This is a genomic window from Acidovorax sp. GW460-11-11-14-LB4, from assembly GCF_059423685.1.
Genome location: NZ_JBWKYJ010000023.1, coordinates 22,408 through 41,718 on the forward strand (window position 1 = coordinate 22,408; position 19,311 = coordinate 41,718).

General features: G+C 67.0%; 20 protein-coding genes. 11 read left to right on the forward strand and 9 right to left on the reverse strand.

Going from position 1 to position 19,311, the window contains the following annotated elements:
- From AC07X4_RS10855 to mnmG, 4 genes are all read right to left on the reverse strand, one after another.
- Positions 1-813, reverse strand: a complete 813-nt coding sequence (locus tag AC07X4_RS10855) for a ParA family protein (RefSeq protein WP_494740061.1) — start codon at positions 811-813, stop codon at positions 1-3.
- Between the two features lie 24 nt (positions 814-837).
- Positions 838-1,452 (reverse strand): LysE family transporter, encoded by a 615-nt coding sequence (locus tag AC07X4_RS10860; RefSeq protein ID WP_288851757.1) that lies wholly within the window; start codon positions 1,450-1,452, stop codon positions 838-840.
- A gap of 117 nt (positions 1,453-1,569) precedes the next feature.
- On the reverse strand, positions 1,570-2,247 hold the full coding sequence (rsmG, locus tag AC07X4_RS10865; protein ID WP_494740082.1) for a 16S rRNA (guanine(527)-N(7))-methyltransferase RsmG: 678 nt from the start codon (positions 2,245-2,247) through the stop codon (positions 1,570-1,572).
- 2 nt (positions 2,248-2,249) lie between these two features.
- Complete coding sequence (gene mnmG / locus AC07X4_RS10870; protein WP_494740062.1) at positions 2,250-4,235, reverse strand: tRNA uridine-5-carboxymethylaminomethyl(34) synthesis enzyme MnmG; 1,986 nt, start codon at positions 4,233-4,235, stop codon at positions 2,250-2,252.
- 150 nt (positions 4,236-4,385) lie between these two features.
- Here mnmG and AC07X4_RS10875 point away from each other — a divergent pair, with 150 nt between their 5' ends.
- The 8 genes from AC07X4_RS10875 (at position 4,386) to gstA (ending at position 10,056) form a co-directional block, all read left to right on the forward strand.
- Positions 4,386-4,979 carry a Crp/Fnr family transcriptional regulator gene (locus AC07X4_RS10875; RefSeq protein ID WP_233250812.1) on the forward strand — a complete coding sequence of 198 codons (594 nt, stop codon included), beginning with the start codon at positions 4,386-4,388 and terminating at the stop codon, positions 4,977-4,979.
- 56 nt (positions 4,980-5,035) lie between these two features.
- A complete protein-coding gene (locus tag AC07X4_RS10880) occupies positions 5,036-5,569 on the forward strand; it encodes an anthrone oxygenase family protein (protein ID WP_494740063.1) in 534 nt (177 codons plus the stop codon).
- Between the two features lie 113 nt (positions 5,570-5,682).
- Complete coding sequence (locus AC07X4_RS10885) at positions 5,683-6,288, forward strand: NADPH-dependent FMN reductase (RefSeq protein ID WP_494740064.1); 606 nt, start codon at positions 5,683-5,685, stop codon at positions 6,286-6,288.
- 12 nt (positions 6,289-6,300) lie between these two features.
- Entirely contained in the window at positions 6,301-6,567 is a 267-nt protein-coding gene (locus AC07X4_RS10890) for a YkgJ family cysteine cluster protein (RefSeq protein WP_494740065.1), read from the forward strand.
- A 177-nt stretch (positions 6,568-6,744) separates the two neighbouring features.
- Positions 6,745-7,623 carry an RNA polymerase sigma-70 factor gene (locus tag AC07X4_RS10895; RefSeq protein ID WP_494740066.1) on the forward strand — a complete coding sequence of 293 codons (879 nt, stop codon included), beginning with the start codon at positions 6,745-6,747 and terminating at the stop codon, positions 7,621-7,623.
- Between the two features lie 230 nt (positions 7,624-7,853).
- Positions 7,854-8,309: a carboxymuconolactone decarboxylase family protein gene (locus AC07X4_RS10900; protein WP_494740067.1), complete on the forward strand. Its 456-nt coding sequence runs from the start codon at positions 7,854-7,856 to the stop codon at positions 8,307-8,309.
- A 248-nt stretch (positions 8,310-8,557) separates the two neighbouring features.
- The gene (locus AC07X4_RS10905; protein ID WP_056742476.1) at positions 8,558-9,331 is read left to right on the forward strand and encodes a class II aldolase/adducin family protein; all 774 of its coding nucleotides are present in this window, start codon (positions 8,558-8,560) and stop codon (positions 9,329-9,331) included.
- Between the two features lie 116 nt (positions 9,332-9,447).
- Complete coding sequence (gene gstA / locus AC07X4_RS10910) at positions 9,448-10,056, forward strand: glutathione transferase GstA (RefSeq protein WP_440596380.1); 609 nt, start codon at positions 9,448-9,450, stop codon at positions 10,054-10,056.
- An 8-nt stretch (positions 10,057-10,064) separates the two neighbouring features.
- Here the strand turns inward: gstA and AC07X4_RS10915 are convergent, their stop codons facing one another.
- Positions 10,065-11,291 carry a YbfB/YjiJ family MFS transporter gene (locus AC07X4_RS10915; protein ID WP_494740068.1) on the reverse strand — a complete coding sequence of 409 codons (1,227 nt, stop codon included), beginning with the start codon at positions 11,289-11,291 and terminating at the stop codon, positions 10,065-10,067.
- Between the two features lie 172 nt (positions 11,292-11,463).
- On the opposite strand from AC07X4_RS10915, the gene AC07X4_RS10920 reads away from it, so the two are divergent.
- A complete protein-coding gene (locus AC07X4_RS10920) occupies positions 11,464-12,567 on the forward strand; it encodes an alkene reductase (RefSeq protein WP_476496947.1) in 1,104 nt (367 codons plus the stop codon).
- Between the two features lie 104 nt (positions 12,568-12,671).
- Here the strand turns inward: AC07X4_RS10920 and AC07X4_RS10925 are convergent, their stop codons facing one another.
- The 3 genes from AC07X4_RS10925 to AC07X4_RS10935 form a co-directional block, all read right to left on the reverse strand.
- On the reverse strand, positions 12,672-13,259 hold the full coding sequence (locus AC07X4_RS10925; RefSeq protein WP_494740069.1) for a hemerythrin domain-containing protein: 588 nt from the start codon (positions 13,257-13,259) through the stop codon (positions 12,672-12,674).
- 154 nt (positions 13,260-13,413) lie between these two features.
- Entirely contained in the window at positions 13,414-15,081 is a 1,668-nt protein-coding gene (locus tag AC07X4_RS10930) for a methyl-accepting chemotaxis protein (protein ID WP_494740070.1), read from the reverse strand.
- A gap of 118 nt (positions 15,082-15,199) precedes the next feature.
- The gene (locus AC07X4_RS10935) at positions 15,200-17,461 is read right to left on the reverse strand and encodes a heavy metal translocating P-type ATPase (RefSeq protein ID WP_494740071.1); all 2,262 of its coding nucleotides are present in this window, start codon (positions 17,459-17,461) and stop codon (positions 15,200-15,202) included.
- A gap of 167 nt (positions 17,462-17,628) precedes the next feature.
- Between AC07X4_RS10935 and AC07X4_RS10940 the strand changes: the two genes are divergently transcribed.
- Positions 17,629-17,832, forward strand: coding sequence for a heavy-metal-associated domain-containing protein (locus tag AC07X4_RS10940; protein ID WP_260665758.1), 204 nt, complete (start codon positions 17,629-17,631; stop codon positions 17,830-17,832).
- Between the two features lie 36 nt (positions 17,833-17,868).
- On the forward strand, positions 17,869-18,387 hold the full coding sequence (cueR, locus tag AC07X4_RS10945) for a Cu(I)-responsive transcriptional regulator (protein WP_494740072.1): 519 nt from the start codon (positions 17,869-17,871) through the stop codon (positions 18,385-18,387).
- Positions 18,388-18,452: 65 nt separating this feature from the next.
- Here cueR and AC07X4_RS10950 read toward each other — a convergent pair whose 3' ends face one another.
- Positions 18,453-19,310, reverse strand: coding sequence for a TetR/AcrR family transcriptional regulator (locus AC07X4_RS10950; RefSeq protein ID WP_494740073.1), 858 nt, complete (start codon positions 19,308-19,310; stop codon positions 18,453-18,455).
- Position 19,311 lies beyond the last annotated feature (1 nt).

Sequence of the window (19,311 nt, forward strand, 5' to 3'; positions counted from 1 at the left end):
TCAAGCGCCTGCGGCCATTTTGGCCATGGAAGAGGCTGCAGGAGGCATGGTTTGCACACGCTCGACCATCTCCTGCGCAAACTCCACAAAGGCTTGGCTGCCCTTGGCGGCCGGGTCAAACACCACACCGGGCAGGCCATAGCTGGGCGCCTCGGCCAGGCGCACGTTGCGCGGAATCACACTGTTGAACACCTTGTCGCCAAAGTGGCCCTTGAGCTGGTCGCTCACCTGCTGCTGCAGCGTGATGCGCGGGTCGAACATCACGCGCAGCAGGCCGATGATCTGCAGGTCGGCATTGAGGTTGGCGTGCACCTGCTTGATGGTGTTGACCAGGTCGGTCAGGCCTTCCAGCGCGAAGTATTCGCACTGCATGGGCACGATCACGCCGTGGGCGCTGCACAGGCCGTTGAGGGTGAGCATCGACAGCGACGGAGGGCAGTCGATCAGCACGAAGTCATAGTCACCATCGGCCTCGGCCAGCGCAGATTTGAGGCGCTTTTCGCGGTGCTCAAGCGCCACCAGTTCCACCTCGGCCCCGGCCAGTTCGCGGTTGGCGCCCAGCACCCAGTAGCCACATTTGTCCGACAGCACGGCCGCCTCTTTGACCGAGGCGGACTCGAGCAGCACGTCGTACACCGTGAGGTCGAGGCCGCGCTTGTCCACCCCCGAGCCCATGGTGGCGTTGCCCTGCGGGTCCAGGTCCACCATCAGCACGCGCTGGCCGATCTTGGCCAGGCCAGCGGCGAGGTTGACGGTGGTGGTGGTCTTGCCCACCCCACCCTTTTGATTGGCAACGCAAAAGATCTTGGCCATGTGGGTGCTGCAGTTCGTGTGGTGTTATTTGGAGATGGCCAGCTTGATGCCAAAGCCGATCAGGAAGACGCCTGCCACTTTCTCTAGCACGCGGCCGATGCGCGGGTTGGCGCGCATGCGCTCGGCCAGGTGGTGCGTGAGCAGCACGGCGACCAAGCCATAGAGAAACGTCAACGCAGCCACCGTGGCCGCCATCACGCCAAAGGTCAGCATGCCCTGGTGGCGCGCAGGATCGACGAACAGCGGAAAGAACGCCATGTAGAAAACGATGGCCTTGGGGTTGAGCAAGGTGATGAGCCCGGCCTGCTTGAAATAGTGGCGTGGCTCGATGTTCAGGATGGGCTGGGCGCCCGGCTTGGCCGTGACCATCTTGAAACCCAGCCACGCCAGATAGGCGGCCCCCAGCCACTGCACCGCGTGGAAGGCGGTGGGGTAGGTGGCGAGCAACGCAGCCACACCGGCCACTGCCGCCCACATCAGCACCTGGTCGCCCGCAATCACGCCCATGGTGGCCGCCATGCCGCCGCGAATACCGCCCTTGCTGGTGGAGGTGATGAGCGCCAGATTGCCAGGGCCCGGAATGAGCAGGAACAACACGATGGCGGCGACAAAGGCGCCGTAGTCTGCGATGCCGAACATGGTTTCTCCTGGTGCGCGGGAAGGGTGCGACCGAAAGATGCACCCGGGTGAGGAGCCGAGTTTACGCGAGCCCCCTGCCCCACCCGTCGAAAAGTCGGCGCACTGAGGACAGAGCCATCAGGCGGGCTTCATCCAAATGATGCAGCGCTCCGCGTCCAGACCCGGCACCATGAGCTGTTCCACGTGAAACACTGCCACATCCCCAGGCAGCGCAGCGATTTCCTCATTTGGATGCTTGCCCTTCATGGCCAGCCACGCGCCATGGGGTGAGGCCAGTGCGCTGCGCGACCAGGTCACAAAGTCTGGCAACGAGGCAAACGCACGGCAGCTGATGACATCGAACGGCGTGCTCAACGTCTCGACCCGTGCATGCACGCCGTGCAGGTTGCGCAGCTTGAGCGCCACTGCTGCCTGCTGGATGAAGGCCGCCTTCTTGCCCACGGTGTCCACGCAACTCACATCCACATCCGGGCAGCAGATGGCAAACACCACGCCAGGCAAGCCGCCACCCGACCCGACATCCAGCAACTTCACCGCTGCCACCCCACCCTGCTGCAGGCCCGCCACATGCCGCCGCAGCGGCGCCACGGCGGCCAGGCTGTCCAGCAGGTGGTGCGTCATCATCTCCTGCGGGTCACGCACGGCGGTCAGGTTGTAGACCTTGTTCCACTTTTGCAGCAGCGCCAGGAAATCCATCAACAGGGAAACCTGCGCATCGCTCAGGCCCAGCGCCAGAGTGTCGACCCCGGCTTGTAATTGTTGGCGCAGGCTGTCGTGGTTGTTGTTCACCGCCATCGTCATGCCGCCACTTCGCCTTCTGCCTTGGATGGCATGGCGGGTGCCACGGCGAATTCCTTGAACCCACCCTTCTTCAGATGCACCATCAGCAGCGAGATCGACGCAGGCGTAATGCCCGTGATGCGCGAGGCATGGCCCAGGGTCTCGGGCCGGTGACGGGTCAGCACTTGGCGCGCCTCGATGCTCAGCGCGGTGACCTGCATGTAGTCCAGGTCGGGCGGCAGGCGCAGCTTCTCAAAGTGCGCAGCGCGCTCCACCTCGCCCTTCTGGCGGTCGATGTAGCCTGCGTACTTGGCGGCAATCTCCACCTGCTCCAGCACAGGGTCGCTCAAGTCGCCCAGGGTTTCACGTGAAACATCGGCCGATGCGTACTTGCCGCCATCCATGGACATCAGGTTGGCGTAGCCCACATCGGGGCGGCGCAGCAGCTCGAACAGGTTGTACTCGTGCTCGATGCTCTTGCCCAGCACCCGCTCAGATTCGGCGGCAGGCAGATTGCGTGGGTTCACCCAGGTGGCCTTCAAGCGCTCTGTTTCACGTGAAACCGCATCGCGCTTGCGGCTGAAGGCATCCCAGCGCGCATCGTCCACCAGGCCCATCTGGCGCCCCACTTCCGTCAGGCGCATGTCCGCATTGTCCTCGCGCAGCTGCAGGCGAAACTCGGCCCGGCTGGTGAACATGCGGTAGGGCTCGGTCACGCCCTTGGTAATCAGGTCGTCCACCAGCACACCCAGGTAAGCCTCGTCGCGGCCGGGCAGCCAGGGCGCATCGCCCCGGCACTGCAACGCGGCGTTGACGCCGGCAAACAGGCCCTGGGCCGCCGCCTCTTCGTACCCGGTGGTGCCATTGATCTGCCCGGCGAAGAACAGGCCCTGGATCTGGCGGGTTTCAAAGCTGCTCTTGAGCGAGCGGGGGTCGAAGTAGTCGTATTCGATGGCGTAGCCGGGGCGCAGGATGTGCGCGTTCTCCAGCCCCGGCATGCTGCGCACCAGGTCGTACTGGATGTCGAACGGCAGGCTGGTGCTGATGCCGTTGGGGTAGAACTCGTGCGTGGTCAGGCCCTCGGGCTCCAGGAAGATCTGGTGGCTGTCCTTGTCCGCAAAGCGGTTGATCTTGTCTTCCACGCTCGGGCAGTATCGCGGGCCCACGCCCTCAATCTTGCCGGTGAACATGGGGCTGCGGTCGAAGCCGCTGCGGATGATCTCGTGCGTGCGCTCGTTGGTGTGGGTGATCCAGCAGGGCACCTGCTGGGGGTGCATTTGTGCATTGCCCATGAAGCTGAACACAGGCACCGTGCCCTCGTTCACGCCGCCGGGCATGCCGTCTCCGGGCTGTTCGGTGCACTTCGAGAAGTCGATGCTGCGCCCATCGATACGGGGCGGCGTGCCGGTCTTGAGGCGCCCTTGCGGCAGCTTCAGCTCCTTGAGGCGCGCCGACAGCGATACCGCCGGTGGGTCCCCTGCCCGGCCGGCTGCGTAGTTGTTCAGCCCCACATGGATCTTGCCGTCCAGGAAGGTGCCCGCCGTGAGCACCACGGTGCGGCTGCGGAAGCGGATGCCCACCTGCGTCACGGCGCCCACCACGCGGTCGCCTTCCACCATCAGGTCGTCCACCGCCTGCTGGAACAGCCACAGGTTGGGCTGGTTCTCCAGCATGCGGCGGATGGCGGCCTTGTACAGAATGCGGTCGGCCTGGGCGCGCGTGGCCCGCACGGCCGGGCCCTTGGAGCTGTTGAGGATGCGGAACTGGATGCCGCCCTCGTCCGTCGCCAGCGCCATGGCCCCGCCCAGCGCATCCACCTCTTTCACCAGGTGGCCCTTGCCGATGCCCCCAATGCTCGGGTTGCAGCTCATCTGCCCCAGGGTCTCGATGTTGTGGGTCAGCAGCAGCGTTTTGCTGCCCATACGGGCAGCGGCCAGCGCGGCCTCGGTGCCTGCATGGCCACCGCCGACAACGATCACATCAAATTCCTGGGGATACAACATGGGGACACTCCGGGGCCCGGCGGGCCCGATAATCAAAACACCCGGTGCACGCGGGCACCCTACAGAGGGCGCCGCACACCGGCCCTGCTGGTGGCGGGCGCACCCGGTGCCCCAGCAGGCAACCCGCGATTTTCCCACTTTGCGCAGGCCGTGTCTGTTTCCAGCCCCCTCACCCTCTTCCTGACCGAGTTGCTGGGCGCTCCGCCTCCGGCCGTGGAGACCTGGTGGGTACGCGCCGAACGGCGCTTGCTGGAGCGCGGCCAGCCCCTGCTGCGAGCCGGCGAACACTGGCGACACCTGTGGTGGGTGGAGCGCGGCGCGCTGCGGCTGTACTACCTGGACCGCGACGGGGCCGAGTCCAACAAGAACTTCTTTCTGGACGGCGCCCTGTGTTGGCCCATCACCCCCACATTGCGCCAGCAGCCGGTGATGTTTCACGTGGAACCATTGGAAGACAGCGTGGTGTGGGCGCTGCCCCTCCATCCCAGCGACCCACTGCCCGGCGCAGGCTGGGCACCGTGGACCGCCCTGGAGCACCGGGTACTCTGCGCGCTGCTCGACGGCAAGATGCAGCGCGAGCAGGAATTTCTGCAACTCAGCGCCCGCCAGCGCTACACCCGCTTGCTGGAGCAACACCCGCAATGGGCCGAGCGGATCGCCCTCAAGCACCTGGCGTCGTACCTCGGCGTGACCGACGTCTCGCTGTCGCGCCTGCGCAGCGAGATGGGGCTTATCAAAGGATAAGGCGGGGGGCGCGGGCCTTCGGCAGAGTGCGGGCATCGCTCCCCCCAGTCCCGGCCATGACCCTCCACCCACACGCCCACAACACACCGCCCCTGCACCTCTCCCTCTTGCCCCACACCCTTGCCGTGTTGTGGCTGGGCCTCATGGCCGGGTTCTTCGGCACCTACAGCGCCAACGTCAACCTGGCCCTGCTGCAGATGGATGGCGCCACCTATGCCACGGTGCAGTCCGCCTTCAACCGCAACGTGCGGCACGCCCTGTTCTTCGTGCTGTTCTTTGGCCCACCCTTGTGGTGTGCGCTGACGATAGCCATGGCCTGGCGTGAACACCGCACGCTGTGGTGGCGCCTGCTGGCCCTGGTCGGCGCGGCCTACCTGCTGGGCATCGTGTTCTTCACCCAGCAGGTCAACCTGCCGCTCAACCACACCACCGAAGCCTGGAACCCCCAGGCCCTGCCCGCCGACTGGGCCAAAGTGCGTGACCAGTGGAATGCCGCCAACCTGTGGCGGGCCTGGCTCAGCCTGGGGTGTTTTGCGGCGGCGCTGGGCACGCTGGTGGGGCGCCTGGCCGGTCGCCGCATGCCGGGCTGACGTGGTGAGCGGTGGCCACCGTCATCCCACGCACAGCACCGAGCCAAAAAACCGCAACGCGCTCCCCGCTTGCAGGATTCCTGCCGCCCGCCTGTGATTCAATCGCAGGCACCATGCCCAACACCACCCCCTCCCTCCTCGTCTTTGCCGGCAGCACACGCCAGCAATCGTTCAACCGCAAACTGGCCCACGCCACCGCCGCCATCGCGCGCGATGCGGGTGCCAGCGTCACGCTGCTGGAGCTGTCCGAGTTCGACATCCCGCTGTACAACGCCGACCTCGAAGCCCAGGGCACGCCCGCCGATGTGATCCGTCTGAAGGAAATCCTGTGGCAGCACCCCGCCTGGGTGATCTGCTCGCCCGAATACAACGGCAGCTACACCGCCCTGCTCAAGAACACCATCGACTGGGCCTCCAGCCCCGTCAAGGGCAACCCCGACTGGCAGGACGGTGGCAAGAGTTTTCGCGGCAAGGTCGTGGGCATGCTGAGTGCCTCGCCCGGCGCCCTGGGCGGCCTGCGCTCGCAAAGCCACCTGGCACCCCTGCTGATCAATGCCGAATGCTGGCTGGCGCCCAAGGCGTTTGCCCTGGGCTCGGCAGGCAGCGCGTTTGACGACAGCGGCGCCCTCGTCCAGCCAGCACACCGCGACCGCGTGCGTGCAGTGGTGGACCAGGTGCTGTGGGGCGCCAGCCGCCTGCAGCCCGCTGACGGTCAATAAGGCGGCCCGCTCGTGGACTGCCGCCCCGGTTGCGGCGCCTGCTGCACCGCCCCCTCCATCAGCTCGCCCATCCCCGGCATGCCCCAGGGCAAGCCGGCCGGGGTGCGCTGCATTCAGTTGGGGGACGATGCGCGCTGCCGCATCTTTGGCCAACCCGACCGCCCGGCGGTGTGCGCGGGGCTGATGCCCTCTGCCGAGATGTGCGGCAGCAGCCAGGCACACGCCCTGCACTACCTGTCCCGGCTGGAATCGCTCACGCAGCCGGCCGCACGCCCGTAGCCTGTCTCGCGGGGCCTCGGAGGGACACTGCAGGCGTTTCAAGCCCCAAAGTGAACTCAAGCGCTAGTGCCACATGCACTAGCAGCTATAAAAACGATAGTTCCAAGCCAGGCTGTCACAAACCGCAGGTGTGCGCCGTCTGTGCTTCACTGAAAGCACTCCACCGCCGCCATTGCCATGACCACCTCTACCGACCCCTTCACCACCCTGCGCCCTCGCCTCTTCGGCATTGCCTACCGCATGCTGGGCGTGCGGGCCGATGCCGAGGATGTGCTGCAGGATGCCTGGCTGCGCTGGAGCCGCACCGACGCCAGCACCCTGCAGTCGGCCGAGGCCTGGCTGGTGACCATCGTCACGCGGCTGTCCATCGACCGGCTGCGGGCGGCCAAGGCCGAGCGCGAGGCCTATGTGGGCTGGTGGCTGCCCGAGCCGCTGGTGGAGCTGGACGCCCACACGCCCGAATCGGCGGCCGAGCTGGCGGGCGAGCTGTCGGTGGCGTTCATGTATGTGCTGGAGCGGCTGGGGCCGGAGGAGCGCGCGGCCTTTTTGCTGCGCCAGGTGTTCGACTACGACTACCCCGAGATCGCCGCCCAGCTGGGCAAGACCGAGGCCAGCTGCCGCCAGATGGTGCACCGCGCCAGCGAGCGCGTGCAGCAGGCGCGCACCCGCTTTGAGGTGCCGCAGGCGGTGCACCACCAGTTGCTGCAGCGCTTCATGAAAGCCGCCCAGAGTGGCGACCGCCATGCCATCCAGGCACTGTTGAGCGAAGACGCCCAGCTCATCGGCGATGGCGGTGGCATCGTGCCCTCGTTTCCCAAGCCGCTGGTGGGGCCGTTTCGCATCACCAACCTGTACTGGGCGGTGTTCCGGCGCCTGGGCGCGCAGGTGGTGTACCGCATGGCGCTCATCAACGGCGAGCCGGGCCTGCTGCGCTATGTGGACGGGCGCATAGAGTCGGCCCAGGCGTTTGTGACCGATGGCGAGCGCATCGTGGCCATCTACGCCGTGCGCAACCCGGACAAGCTGGCAGGCATCCCGGCCATGCTGCCGCTGTAAAGACACGGGCATGGCGCTGCTCGCGCGAACCGCTGCGCAGGCGGCCCCCGGCAAGCGCGCCTGGGGAGAAAAAACACACGCCTCCTGTCACAACCCGGCACGGCGCAGCGTCTTGATGGGTATGGAAGACGGCAATGCAGCCACATGGCGACATCGCCACAAGGCCCCGCACCAGCGCCGTCTTTCACCACCGTCATCAACAACCCTTTGCCATCACCCAGGAGATTTCCATGTCGCAACACAGCGCCCGCCTGCCCTACCACCAACTGTCGTCCAAGGCCTTCATGGGCCTGGTCAACGTCTCTGAAACCATCAAGAAAGGCCCGCTGGGCACCCGGCTGGCCGAGCTGGTGTTCCTGCGCATCTCGCAGATCAACGGCTGCGCCTACTGCATGGACATGCACTGGAGCGCGCTCGTCAAGGACGGCGCCGATCCGCGCCACCTCAACGCCGTGGCCGGCTGGCGCGAGGCACCGTTCTTCAGCGAACGCGAACGCGCCGCCTTCCGCTGGGCAGAGATCATCACCGCCACACCCCACAGCGACGCGAGCGATGACGAGTACGCCAAGCTGAAGGCCCTGTTCTCCGACGCCGAGATTTCCGACCTGGGCTTTGCCATCGCCATCATCAACGCCTGGAACCTGCTGAACGCGGGCATGCGCGCACCGATTCCACAGGTCGGCTGATCGCTGGCCGATGAGGGTTACGGGCCGGTGAAGGGGACATCGGCCCGTGGGGCCCGCTGCGGGCGCCGTGCACCAGAAATTCGGGTCGAAATGGCCGATAGCGCTAGTGAGTCATGCCTCTTTTGCTATCAATAATGAAGCACAAGGCACCCGACACATGGCCACGGGTGTAGCCTGCCTGACAGACCCAGCCACCGCCCCGCCCTACAGTGGTGTCTTCCCACCCACAACACCGGAGACACCCACCCATGCTCAACATCCCCTCGCTGCAAGGCAGCGTCAGCCCTGAAGAATGGCAGCTGCGCTGCGACCTGGCCGCGTGCTACCGGCTCGTCGCGCTGTACGGCTGGAGCGACCTGGTCTTCACCCACATCAGCGCCAAACTGCCCGAGTCGGTGTCAGGCCCGGGCGAGCACCATTTCCTCATCAACCCCTACGGCCTCATGTTCGACGAGATCACGGCGTCGAGCCTGATCAAGGTGGACATGCTGTGCAACAAGCTGCACGACTCGCCCTTCCCCGTGAACCCTGCCGGCTTCGTGATCCACAGCGCCGTGCACGAGGCCCGGCCCGAGGCGGGCTGCGTGCTGCACACCCACACGCGCGCCGGCGTGGCCGTCAGCGCGCAAAAGGGCGGCGTGCTGCCCATCAGCCAGCAAAGCACCTTTGTACTGGGCTCGCTGGCGTACCATGAGTACGAAGGCGTGGCCTTCCGCGACGAGGAAAAGCCGCGCCTGCAGGCCGACCTGGGCGAAGCCAACTTCCTCATGCTGCGCAACCACGGGCTGCTGACGGTGGGCAAGACGATTGCCGACGCCTTCCTGTCCATGTACACCTTCGAGAACACCTGCCGCATCCAGATCGACGCGCAGGCCGGCGGCGAACTGACGCAGGTGAACCCGCAGATCGTGAGCGGCGTGGCCCAGGCCATGCGCGTGCAGACCGGCGGTCTGGGCGGCGCTTTTGCCTGGCCCGCGCTGCTGCGCAAGGTGCAGCGCGACCTGCCCGGATACGACAGCTGACACGCCCCCTCCCCGCTGCACCACGCAGCGGGCGCTGGGGTTGCGCCCCGGCGCCTGCAAGAATCCGGCGCAGCGCATAGGATCGGCGGTTTCCGACCGTTTTCAAGGACCGATCCATGAAGCTCTACTACTCCCCCGGCGCCTGCTCCCTGTCCCCCCACATCGCCTTGCAAGAGGCCGGCTTGGCCTACACCCCCGTGCTGGCCAGCACCAAGAGCCACAAGCTGCAGGACGGCACCGACTACTACACCATCAATGCGCTGGGCTACGTGCCCGTGCTGGAGCTGGACAACGGCGAGCGCCTGCGCGAAGGCCCGGCCATCGTGCAATACATTGCTGACCAAGTGCCCGACAAGCAGCTCGCCCCCGCCAACGGCACCCTGGCGCGCTACCGCCTGCAAGAGTGGCTGACCTTCATCGGCACCGAGCTGCACAAGGGCTTCAGCCCCCTGTTCAACCCCGCCACCCCCGAGGAGTACAAGCCCATGGTGCGCGAGCGCCTGCTGCAACGCCTGCAGTGGGTGGATGGCCAGCTCGCCGGCAAGCAGTACCTCATGGGCGACCATTTCACCGTGGCCGACGGCTACCTGTTCACCGTGACCAACTGGACCCAGCCCACCAAGCTCGACATCTCCGGCCTGGCCAACCTGGCGGCCTACCGTGAACGCGTGGGTGCCCGCCCCGCGGTGCAAGCCGCGATGAAGGCCGAAGGCCTGCTGAAGTAAGGCCAGGGCTACAAGGGGCGCTGCCGCCACGCCACCAGCGCCCCCACCCACAACGCGCAGGCCGAGAACACCAGCCCGCGCGCCAGGCCTCCAGGCCCGTCGGCGATCCAGCCCACCACCGTGGGCCCCACGATCTGCCCGGCCGCAAACACGATGGTGAACGCGCTGATGCCGCTGGCCCACAGCGCCTGCGGCAGGTTGTGCCGCACCAGCGCCGTGGTCGATGCCACCACCGACAAAAACACCCCGCCAAACAGCAGCCCCGAGGCCAACACCACCGGCCACGCGCCCGTGACGGCGGGCAGGAGGGTGGCCACGCCCAGCAGCGCATTCAGGCGCGCCAGGGCCTCTCCGCCCCGGCTGCGGTCCAGCAGCCCGGCCCAGATGCGTGAGGACAGCACTACGGCCAGCCCCAGCAAGGCGTAGAACAACGTCACCTCGCCCGCACCCCGGCCCTGCTCGCGCAGCAGCGCCACCACAAAGGTCATGTAGCCGATATAGCCCACGCCAAACAGGCCGTAGCCGAGCAGCGCAGGGGCCAGCGCCCGCCAGCGCACGCGGTCGGGCACTGCAGCCGCCGGTGTGGTCCCGGATGCAGCCGCCACAGGTGCAGCCAGCCCGCTCAACACCCGCGCCGGCCACAGCAGCGCCAGCGTGGCTGCCACGCAGGCCAACGCCAGCGCCCACCAGGCCCAGGTCCAACTGTGCAGTGCTGGGGCCGCTGCGAGCACCGCAGGCACCAGCAGCGCAGAAAGGGTGATGCCCCAGCCCGTGCCGCCGTAGTACAGGCCCAGCAGCAAGCCGCTGCGCCCCGGCACCTGGGCACCCAGCCGGGCCGCCAGCAGCCCCCCGGCAATGAACACCAGCGCACTGGCCCCGCCGGCCAGCAGGCGCTGCACCAGCAAGGGCGCTGCCTGTGTGAAAAATCCGCTCAGGCCCATGAACACCGTGGCCATCACGGCGCCCACCACCAGCACTGCGCCCGGGGCCGCGCGCCGCAACAGCCAGGGTGTGGCCAGAGCACCCAGCAGATAGCCCAGCGCGTTCGCCGTGTTCATGCCCCCTGCCAGCGTGTACGACCAGCCCAGGTCTTCGCGCATGGGCGGCAGCAACAGGGCATAGGCAAACCGCGTGATGCCCAGCGAGATGGCGGCGCCCATCGACAGGGCCACGGCGAGCCACAGGCTGCGCAACGGGGAGACAGGGAACGGTGCGGGGGGCGGTGGCAAGGGCATGGCCTTTCATTCTCATGCAACGGCCACGGTGCTGCAGACGTGACGGGCTTGAGCGACTCGGTTAACACAAAACCGGTGCCCTTGTTGACGCCAGTGCGCTGCACGTTTTGCGCTGCAGCATTAAGCTGCAAGGCTGCTTTGTTTGCACGTACCTCTACAGGACACCTTCAACATGACCTCTTTGTTTGAACCCACCCGCGCGGGCGACCTCCAGCTGGCCAACCGCATTGCCATGGCGCCGCTCACGCGCAACCGCTCGCCCGAGGCCATCCCCACCGACCTGGTCGCCACCTACTACGCGCAGCGCGCCAGTGCCGGTCTCATCATTTCCGAAGCCACGGCCATCAGCCCGCAAGCCCAGGGCTATGCCGATGTGCCGGGCCTCTATGGCACCGAACAGCTGGACGGCTGGAAGAAGGTGACCCGCGCCGTGCACGACGCCGGCGGCAAGATCGTGGTGCAGCTGTGGCATGTGGGCCGTGTCTCGCACACCGACCTGCAGCCGGGCAACGCCGCCCCCGTGGCGCCCTCGGCCGTGCAGGCCAACACCAAGACCGTGCTCATCAAGGACGGCGTGCCCACATTCACCCCCACCTCCATGCCCCGCGCACTCGATGCCGAAGAGATCCCCGGCATCGTGCAGGACTACCGCCACGCCGCGCGCAACGCCATTGCGTCGGGTTTTGACGGTGTGGAAATCCACGCAGCCAACGGCTACCTGATCGACCAGTTCCTCAAGACCGGCGCCAACCAGCGCACCGACGACTATGGCGGCAGCATCGCCAACCGCGCGCGCCTGCTGCTGGAAGTGACCCGCGCCATCGTCGAGGAAATCGGCGGTGGCCGCACCGGCATCCGCCTGTCACCCGTCACGCCCGCCAACGACATCGTGGACGCCGATCCACAGCCGCTGTTCGACCACGTGGTGCGCCACCTGGGCCCGCTGGGCCTGGCCTACATCCACGTGATCGAAGGCGCCACCGGCGGCCCGCGCGAGGTGGAAGGCCGCCCCTTCGACTACGCCGCGCTCAAGGCCGCCTACCGTGCAGCGGGCGGCAAGGGTGCGTGGATGGTCAACAACGCCTACACCCGCGAGCTGGCCGATGCCGCCCTGGCCAAGGGCGCCGACATCGTGGCCTTTGGCCGCCCCTTCATCGCCAACCCCGACCTGGTGGCGCGCCTGAAAACCAACGCACCGCTCAACGAGGTGAACCGCGCCACGCTGTACGGCGGCGGGGCCGAGGGGTACACGGACTACCCGGCGCTCAGCGCCTGAATCTGCACCGCGCCGGAACGGCCCCATGGGGCCGCACCGGTTGCAGCTGCCGCTGCGCGAGCCAGCGGTCGCCTGCCGCAGTCAGCACCAAGCGGCGCAGTCGCTCAGGAGGGTGAGCCGAGCCCGATCGGACTGGGCGCCCGCATGACGATGCGGGTGAACAGCCGGTCATACGCCGCATCGCGCGGCTTGCCGGGGGCCAGCGGGTTGGTGTTGCTGGCAAAGGCCGCGTCGATGGCGGTCCAGTCGCCCGGCTGCAGGGCCTCCTGCGCGGCGGGCAGCACCACGGTTTCTTCCAGGCGCATGTGCTCCAGGTAAAAGCGGATGTAGCGCTCCAGCGCCAGCGCAAACGCCTCGCGGCGCGCATCGCCCATCAGCTCCCAGCCCAGCAGCAGGTGCTGCAGTTCGCGCACGGCGGCCTCGCCGCCGGCATGGTCTCGCTCCAGCTGGACGATGGCCTCGGCCGCCTGGGGTGAGCGCTCGGCCACCTTGGGGAACAGCCACTGCGACTCCTTGGGGTGGTGCTGGCGCTCGGGAAACTCGTCGATGTAGAACAGCATGGCCCGCATCACGTCAAAGAACGCAGCGGGCTCGTCGCCCGGGCCCTGGTCCAGCATCAGGCGCAGCGAGTGCAGCACCGCCGCGAGCGACGCATGCTCTTCGCGAATGGTTCGCAGACTGATCGACGGCATGGCGCACTCCCCAGTTTCAACAAGGCCCCAAGGGTGCCACGCGCTCCCCGGCACGCCCATGACGCAGGTCAATAAACCGCCGGGCAGCACCGCCCACAAAAAAGCCCCGCAGACCAGGCCTGCGGGGCTCGTGGGAAGAAAAGGCCTGGCGCGGTCAGTGCGTCAGGCGTGCCTGCGCAGGGCCTGCGGCCAGCGCTTGGGGAGCCTGGTCTGCATAGGGGGCAGCCACTGCACTGCCGTGGCCATAGCCAACGGCCGATTCGGCCAGGCGGAACTGCTGCACCACGTGCGACAGGCGCGCGGCCTGCTCGCGCAGCGACTCGGCAGCGGCGGCGGATTCTTCCACCAGCGCCGCGTTCTGCTGCGTCATGCGGTCGATCTCGCCCACCGAACTGTTCACCTGGCCGATGCCAGCCGACTGCTCGGACGCAGCCGCCGTGATCTCGCCAATGATGTCGCCCACGCGCTGCACGCTGCTCACGATGTCCTTCATGGCCGTGCCGGCTTCTTCCACATGGCGCACGCCGCCGTCCACGGCCGTCACGCTGCTCTGGATCAGGCCCTTGATGTCGCTGGCCGCCGCCGCGCTGCGCTGTGCCAAGCTGCGCACCTCGCTGGCCACCACTGCAAAGCCCCGGCCCTGCTCGCCGGCACGGGCCGCTTCCACGGCCGCATTCAGCGCCAGGATGTTGGTCTGGAAGGCAATGGAGTCGATCAGGCCGATGATGTCGCCGATCTTGCGGCTCGATGTCGAGATCTCGTGCATGCTGGCCACAGCCTGCTGCACCACGCCGCCACCGTGCGTGGCCATCTGCGAGGCCGACGCAGCGAGCTGGTTCGCCATCTGCGACGACGATGCCGTCTGCTGCACCGTGGACGTGAGCTGCGACAGCGAGGACACGGCCTCCTGCGCGTTGCTGGCCGTCTGCTCGGTGCGCTGCGACAGGTCCTGGTTGCCCGTGGCGATCTCCTGGCTGGCCGTGGCGATGTTGCCGCTGGCATCGCGCACCTGCGCCACCAGCGCACTCAGGCCCTGCTGCATGTCGCGCAGCGCGCGCTGCAAATCGGCCACTTCGTCCTTGCCTTCGGCAGCAATTTGCTGCGACAGGTCGCCGCCCGCAATCGCCTGGGCCATCTTGCGTGCGTCTTCCAGCGGCTTGCAAATGGAGTTCATGTTCATGAGCGTGGTGGGCACCACCACCACCACGGTGATCAGCACCGCCAGCACAAACAGCCACTTGGTCTGGTTGGACACTTCGCTTTGCTGCGCCACTGACTTGGCCACCTCCGCGCGCAGTACCGAGTCCAGCTCGGCCATCAGCTTGTCGGCCTCGGCAAACTCCGCCACGGCCTTGCCGCTCATGCGGTTGGCAATGGTGGCGGTGTCATAGCCACCCGCCTCCAGCTGGCGCGCCACGTGCGCAAACAGCTCGCGGTAGCTGTCCAGGCGCTTGACGATGTTGCGCACCACCGGGTTGTCAGAGTCCTCCTCGCCTTCCAGGAACTTGTTGGCAATCTTCTTGGCCTTGTCCTGGCTCTCCACCCACTTGGCATGCGCGGCCTTCACGGCTTCGGGCTTCTCGTAGCCAATGATCATGTCCTTCTCGAACTGGCGGATGGCACCCATTTCGCCCCGCAGCTCGGCCATGTAACCCACCTCGGCGAACGAGTGGTCCATGAAGTCCTGGCTCATGTTGTGGATGCGGAACATGCCCAGCATGCCCGCGCCCCCCAGCAGCCCCAGCAGGCCCAGCACCACGCCAATGGCACCCAGCATGCGCAAACGTATGGTGAACTGCCGCATGAGCGAGAAGAGATTCATGATCTGTCGTCCTTGATATAGCTATGCCAATGCGGTCGCCGCACCTCCCCCGAGGCGACGGATTCGCAACAAATCGTTGCAGTTTGCCAGACATCGATGACCGTGCTGTACGTATTTATCACATGCGCCACCGCTTGAGTAAGAGGGCATTCGCCATCACGCTGACCGAACTCAGCGCCATGGCCGCGCCCGCCACCACCGGGTTCAGGTAACCCAGCGCCGCCAGCGGAATGCCCGCCACGTTGTATGCAAACGCCCAAAACAGGTTCTGGCGGATCTTCATCACCGTGCGGTGCGAAATATCCAGCGCCGCCGCCACCAGCATCGGGTCGCCGCGCATCAGCGTGATGCCCGCTGCGTGCATGGCCACATCAGTCCCGTTGCCCATGGCCATGCCCACATCGGCCGCCGCCAGCGCGGGGGCATCGTTAACGCCGTCGCCCACCATCGCCACATGATGGTGCTTGCCATCGGTGCCCTGTTGCAACGCAGCCACCTTGGCCGCCTTGTCGCCCGGCAACACCTCGGCCATTACCTCGCCCGCGGCCGGGTCCAGCCCCAGGCGCCGGGCCATGGCCTCGGCCGCGCCCCGGTTGTCGCCCGACACCATCACGGTGCGAATGCCGCGCGCCTTGAGCGCCGCCAAAGCTTCGCGCGCGCCCGGCTTGGGCTCGTCGCCAAAGGCCATCAATGCCCGCAGCGCCAACCCTTCCGTGACCCGCTGGGCCACGGCAGACACCGTGGCGCCTTCGCGCTGCAACGCCTCCGCGCGGTCTGACAACGGGCCAAGTGCCACCCCCAGCTCCTGCATCCAGCGCAGGCTGCCCACCAGGTAGCTCTGGCCGTCCACCTCGCCCTCGGTGCCGCGCCCGGGCACCGCGCGCACATCCTGCGCGGTGGCCACGTTGATCTGCCGCTCGCCCGCAGCCGCCACTACCGCGCGCGCCAGGGGGTGTTCGCTACCGCTTTGCACTGCGGCCACGGCCGCCATCACCGCCGTATCGTCCAGACCCGGCACCACCTCAAACGCCGTGAGCCGGGGCTGACCCACGGTCAGCGTGCCGGTCTTGTCAAAGGCCACCGTGTCCACCTTGTGCGCCAGCTCCAGCGCCTGCACGTCCTTGATCAGGATGCCGTGTTTGGCCGCCACGCCCGTACCCGCCATGATGGCCGCGGGCGTGGCCAGCCCCAGCGCACAGGGGCAGGCAATCACCATCACGGCCACGGCGTGGATCAGCGCCGCCTCCAGCCCCGCACCCATGGCCAGCCAGCCCGCCAGGGTGACCAGCGCCACCACCAGCACCACCGGCACAAAAATGGCCGACACCTGGTCCACCAGCCGCTGGATGGGCGCCTTGGCGGCCTGGGCGTCTTCCACCAGCCGGATGATCTGGGCCAGCACCGTCTCGGCGCCCACAGCCGTCACCGCCATCACGATGCGTCCATCGCCATTGATCGATCCACCCGTGAGCGCCGCGCCCACATCGCGCGCCACCGGCAAGGGCTCGCCGGTCAACATGGATTCGTCCACCTGCGTGTGGCCCTCGTGCACGGCGCCATCCACGGGGATGCGCTCGCCAGGCCGCACGACCAATTGGTCGCCCACCAGCACCTCAGACACCGGCACATCCACCTCGCCCTGCTTAGTGAGCAAATGCACCACATCGGGCCGCAGCGCATGCAGCGCACGGATGGCCGCCGTGGTCTGGCGCTTGGCGCGCGCCTCCAGCCACTTGCCCAGCAGCACCAGCGTGACCACCACGGCCGACGCCTCGAAGTACAGGTGCGGCACATGCCCCGGGTGGTCCGTGGGCGCCGTGAGCCACAGCCACATCGACAGGCCCCAACCCGCGCTGGTGCCCAGCGCCACCAGCAAGTCCATGTTGCCGCTCAGCGCCTTGGCCGCATGCCAGCCCGCCTTGTAAAACCGCGCCCCCAGGATGAACTGCACCGGCGTGGCCAGCACAAACTGCACCCAGGCGGGCAACATCCAGTGCTGACCGAACAGGTCACCGATCATGGGCAGCACCAGCGGCGCCGACAGCAGCAGGCCAATGCCCACGGGTAAAAAGCCGGCCCAGGGCGACAAGTCCTCCGGAGCATCCTCCTGCCCCGCCGCACGCGGCTCGTAGCCCGCATTGCGCACCGCGCGCCGCAGCACCGCCTCCATGGCGGCGGCATCAGCGCCCACCTGCGTGACAAAGGCAATGCGCGCAGACTCGGTCGCCAGATTGACCGAGGCCTCCTGCACGCCCGGCACCTTGCGCAGCGCGCGCTCCACACGGCCCACGCAGCTTGCGCAGGTCATGCCAGAAATGCCCAGGTCCAGCGAGTGCACAGACCCGGGCGCGGTGTTGGGGGGGGTGGTGATGGTGTTCATGGCCGGGATGCTGATCCTTGACGTGATGGCAAGGTCAAGCATTGATATTGATCAACCCTCACATCATGAGTGTCTTGAGCGGTGTTTGACTCTGCCACGATGTCAAGCTTCAACATTCACTTCGGTCGCTTTAACGGCCCTCTTGAAAACCAACCCGAGGACACCCCATGACAACCACCACTACTTTCCAAGTTCAAGGCATGACCTGTGGCCACTGCGAACGCGCCGTCACCCAGGCCGTGCAGCAGGTAGACCCCGACGCCCAGGTGCGCATCGACCGCGCCAGCGGCAAGGTGGACGTGGACAGCACAGCCCCCCGCGAAGCCCTGGCTGCCGCCATTGCCGAAGAAGGCTACACCGTCGCGGCCTGAGCGCCGCGCTACCAAACACCCAGCGAGGGCCACAGCATGACCACGCCCCAGTCCGTCAACACCGCGCCGACCGCGCGCACCAAGGCCACAGTGCCCCGCCCCATCGCCTGGCCTGTGCCCATCGGCGTCGCTGCCAAGCGCGCAGGCATCTCGGCGCGCATGGTGCGGCACTACGAATCGCTGGGCCTCATCAACGGCGTGGCGCGCACCGACAGCGGCTACCGCCAGTACACCGAGGCCGACGTGCACGCCCTGCACTTCATCCGCCGCAGCCGCGACCTGGGCTTTTCGATGGAAGAAATCGCCGAGCTACTTGGCCTGTGGCACGACCGCAGCCGCGCCAGCAGCCAGGTCAAGCGCATCGCCCAACAACACATCGACGACCTGAGCGAACGCATCGCCCAGATGCAGGCCATGCAGCGCAGCCTGCAAACGCTGGTGTCCTGCTGCCAGGGCAACGACCGGCCGGACTGCCCCATCCTGGACGATCTGGCAGCGGGGCAGGCAGAACACCACACGCCCAGGGTTTCGCGCAAAACGCTACCAAATCAATAGCTACTAGCGCATGTTCGACTAGCGCTTGGAGCGGTTTTTCTTTGAAATCTGTATGGGAAGGTTCGTCAGGCACCACCCAAACGCGCTGGAGCCTTGAACTTGCCAACTGCCGTTTTGCGGCGGGGTGCGGACGCTGGCGCGGCACCCGCGTCCGCGGCTGAAACCGGGGCCTGTGCAGGCCGCCGCAGCACCCCATCACACAGCGTCGCAATGCACTGCTGCGCCACCTGCTCGGGCGTGTATTCGCCATCGGGCTGGTACCAGCGGCCGATCCAGCTCAGGGCGCCAGCAATCACAAAGGCTGTCATCTTCGGGTCGCAAGGCTGTAGCGATCCTTCAGCCACACCCTCGGCCACGAGGCGGCGGAATTCCTGGTCGATGGCGGACTTGAGGCGGCGCAGCTCCTTGCGGCTTTCGGGGGGCAGCTGCTCGTCGCCCACGCGGATCAGGCACATGCCGAAGTCCATGGTGACGATGCGCGCGTACACCTGCATGCAGGTCATGAGCTGGTCAATGGCCTTGCCGCCCGCAGCGCGCGAGGCGTCAATCCCCTCCAGCATCATCGTGAGCCCCTTGCTCACGCACTGCAGCAGGATCTCGTCCTTGTTTTTCACGTAGTAGTACAGCGTGGGCTTGGTCACGTTCAGGCGCGCGGCGATGTCGTCGAGCGAGGTGGCGTGAAAGCCGCGTTCGTTGAACAGCTGGGCCGCTGCCTGCAGCACGGCATTGCGTTTGGCCTCGCGCTGGCGCTCGCGGTGCGACACCGGGGGCCAGGGAGAAGCCGCTGCGGCCTGGGCGGGCGTGTCCTTGGCCTGCTTGGCCGCTTTGACCGGCGTGGCTCGCTTGGCTGTGGGTGGCGAAGACGGGGCTGCGGCGGTGGCGGTGGCGCTGCGGCGGCGGGGTGCCACTTTGGCGTGGGGCATG

Bases quoted from the DNA above. Each gene is read 5' to 3' on its own strand.
- AC07X4_RS10855 (WP_494740061.1), bottom strand. From the start codon at position 813: ATGGCCAAGATCTTTTGCGTTGCCAATCAAAAGGGTGGGGTGGGCAAG.
- AC07X4_RS10860 (WP_288851757.1), bottom strand. From the start codon at position 1,452: ATGTTCGGCATCGCAGACTACGGCGCCTTTGTCGCCGCCATCGTGTTG.
- rsmG (WP_494740082.1), bottom strand. From the start codon at position 2,247: ATGGCGGTGAACAACAACCACGACAGCCTGCGCCAACAATTACAAGCC.
- mnmG (WP_494740062.1), bottom strand. From the start codon at position 4,235: ATGTTGTATCCCCAGGAATTTGATGTGATCGTTGTCGGCGGTGGCCAT.
- AC07X4_RS10880 (WP_494740063.1), top strand. From the start codon at position 5,036: ATGACCCTCCACCCACACGCCCACAACACACCGCCCCTGCACCTCTCC.
- AC07X4_RS10885 (WP_494740064.1), top strand. From the start codon at position 5,683: ATGCCCAACACCACCCCCTCCCTCCTCGTCTTTGCCGGCAGCACACGC.
- AC07X4_RS10895 (WP_494740066.1), top strand. From the start codon at position 6,745: ATGACCACCTCTACCGACCCCTTCACCACCCTGCGCCCTCGCCTCTTC.
- AC07X4_RS10900 (WP_494740067.1), top strand. From the start codon at position 7,854: ATGTCGCAACACAGCGCCCGCCTGCCCTACCACCAACTGTCGTCCAAG.
- AC07X4_RS10905 (WP_056742476.1), top strand. From the start codon at position 8,558: ATGCTCAACATCCCCTCGCTGCAAGGCAGCGTCAGCCCTGAAGAATGG.
- gstA (WP_440596380.1), top strand. From the start codon at position 9,448: ATGAAGCTCTACTACTCCCCCGGCGCCTGCTCCCTGTCCCCCCACATC.
- AC07X4_RS10915 (WP_494740068.1), bottom strand. From the start codon at position 11,291: ATGCCCTTGCCACCGCCCCCCGCACCGTTCCCTGTCTCCCCGTTGCGC.
- AC07X4_RS10920 (WP_476496947.1), top strand. From the start codon at position 11,464: ATGACCTCTTTGTTTGAACCCACCCGCGCGGGCGACCTCCAGCTGGCC.
- AC07X4_RS10925 (WP_494740069.1), bottom strand. From the start codon at position 13,259: ATGCCGTCGATCAGTCTGCGAACCATTCGCGAAGAGCATGCGTCGCTC.
- AC07X4_RS10930 (WP_494740070.1), bottom strand. From the start codon at position 15,081: ATGAATCTCTTCTCGCTCATGCGGCAGTTCACCATACGTTTGCGCATG.
- AC07X4_RS10935 (WP_494740071.1), bottom strand. From the start codon at position 17,461: ATGAACACCATCACCACCCCCCCCAACACCGCGCCCGGGTCTGTGCAC.
- AC07X4_RS10940 (WP_260665758.1), top strand. From the start codon at position 17,629: ATGACAACCACCACTACTTTCCAAGTTCAAGGCATGACCTGTGGCCAC.
- cueR (WP_494740072.1), top strand. From the start codon at position 17,869: ATGACCACGCCCCAGTCCGTCAACACCGCGCCGACCGCGCGCACCAAG.
- AC07X4_RS10950 (WP_494740073.1), bottom strand. From the start codon at position 19,310: ATGCCCCACGCCAAAGTGGCACCCCGCCGCCGCAGCGCCACCGCCACC.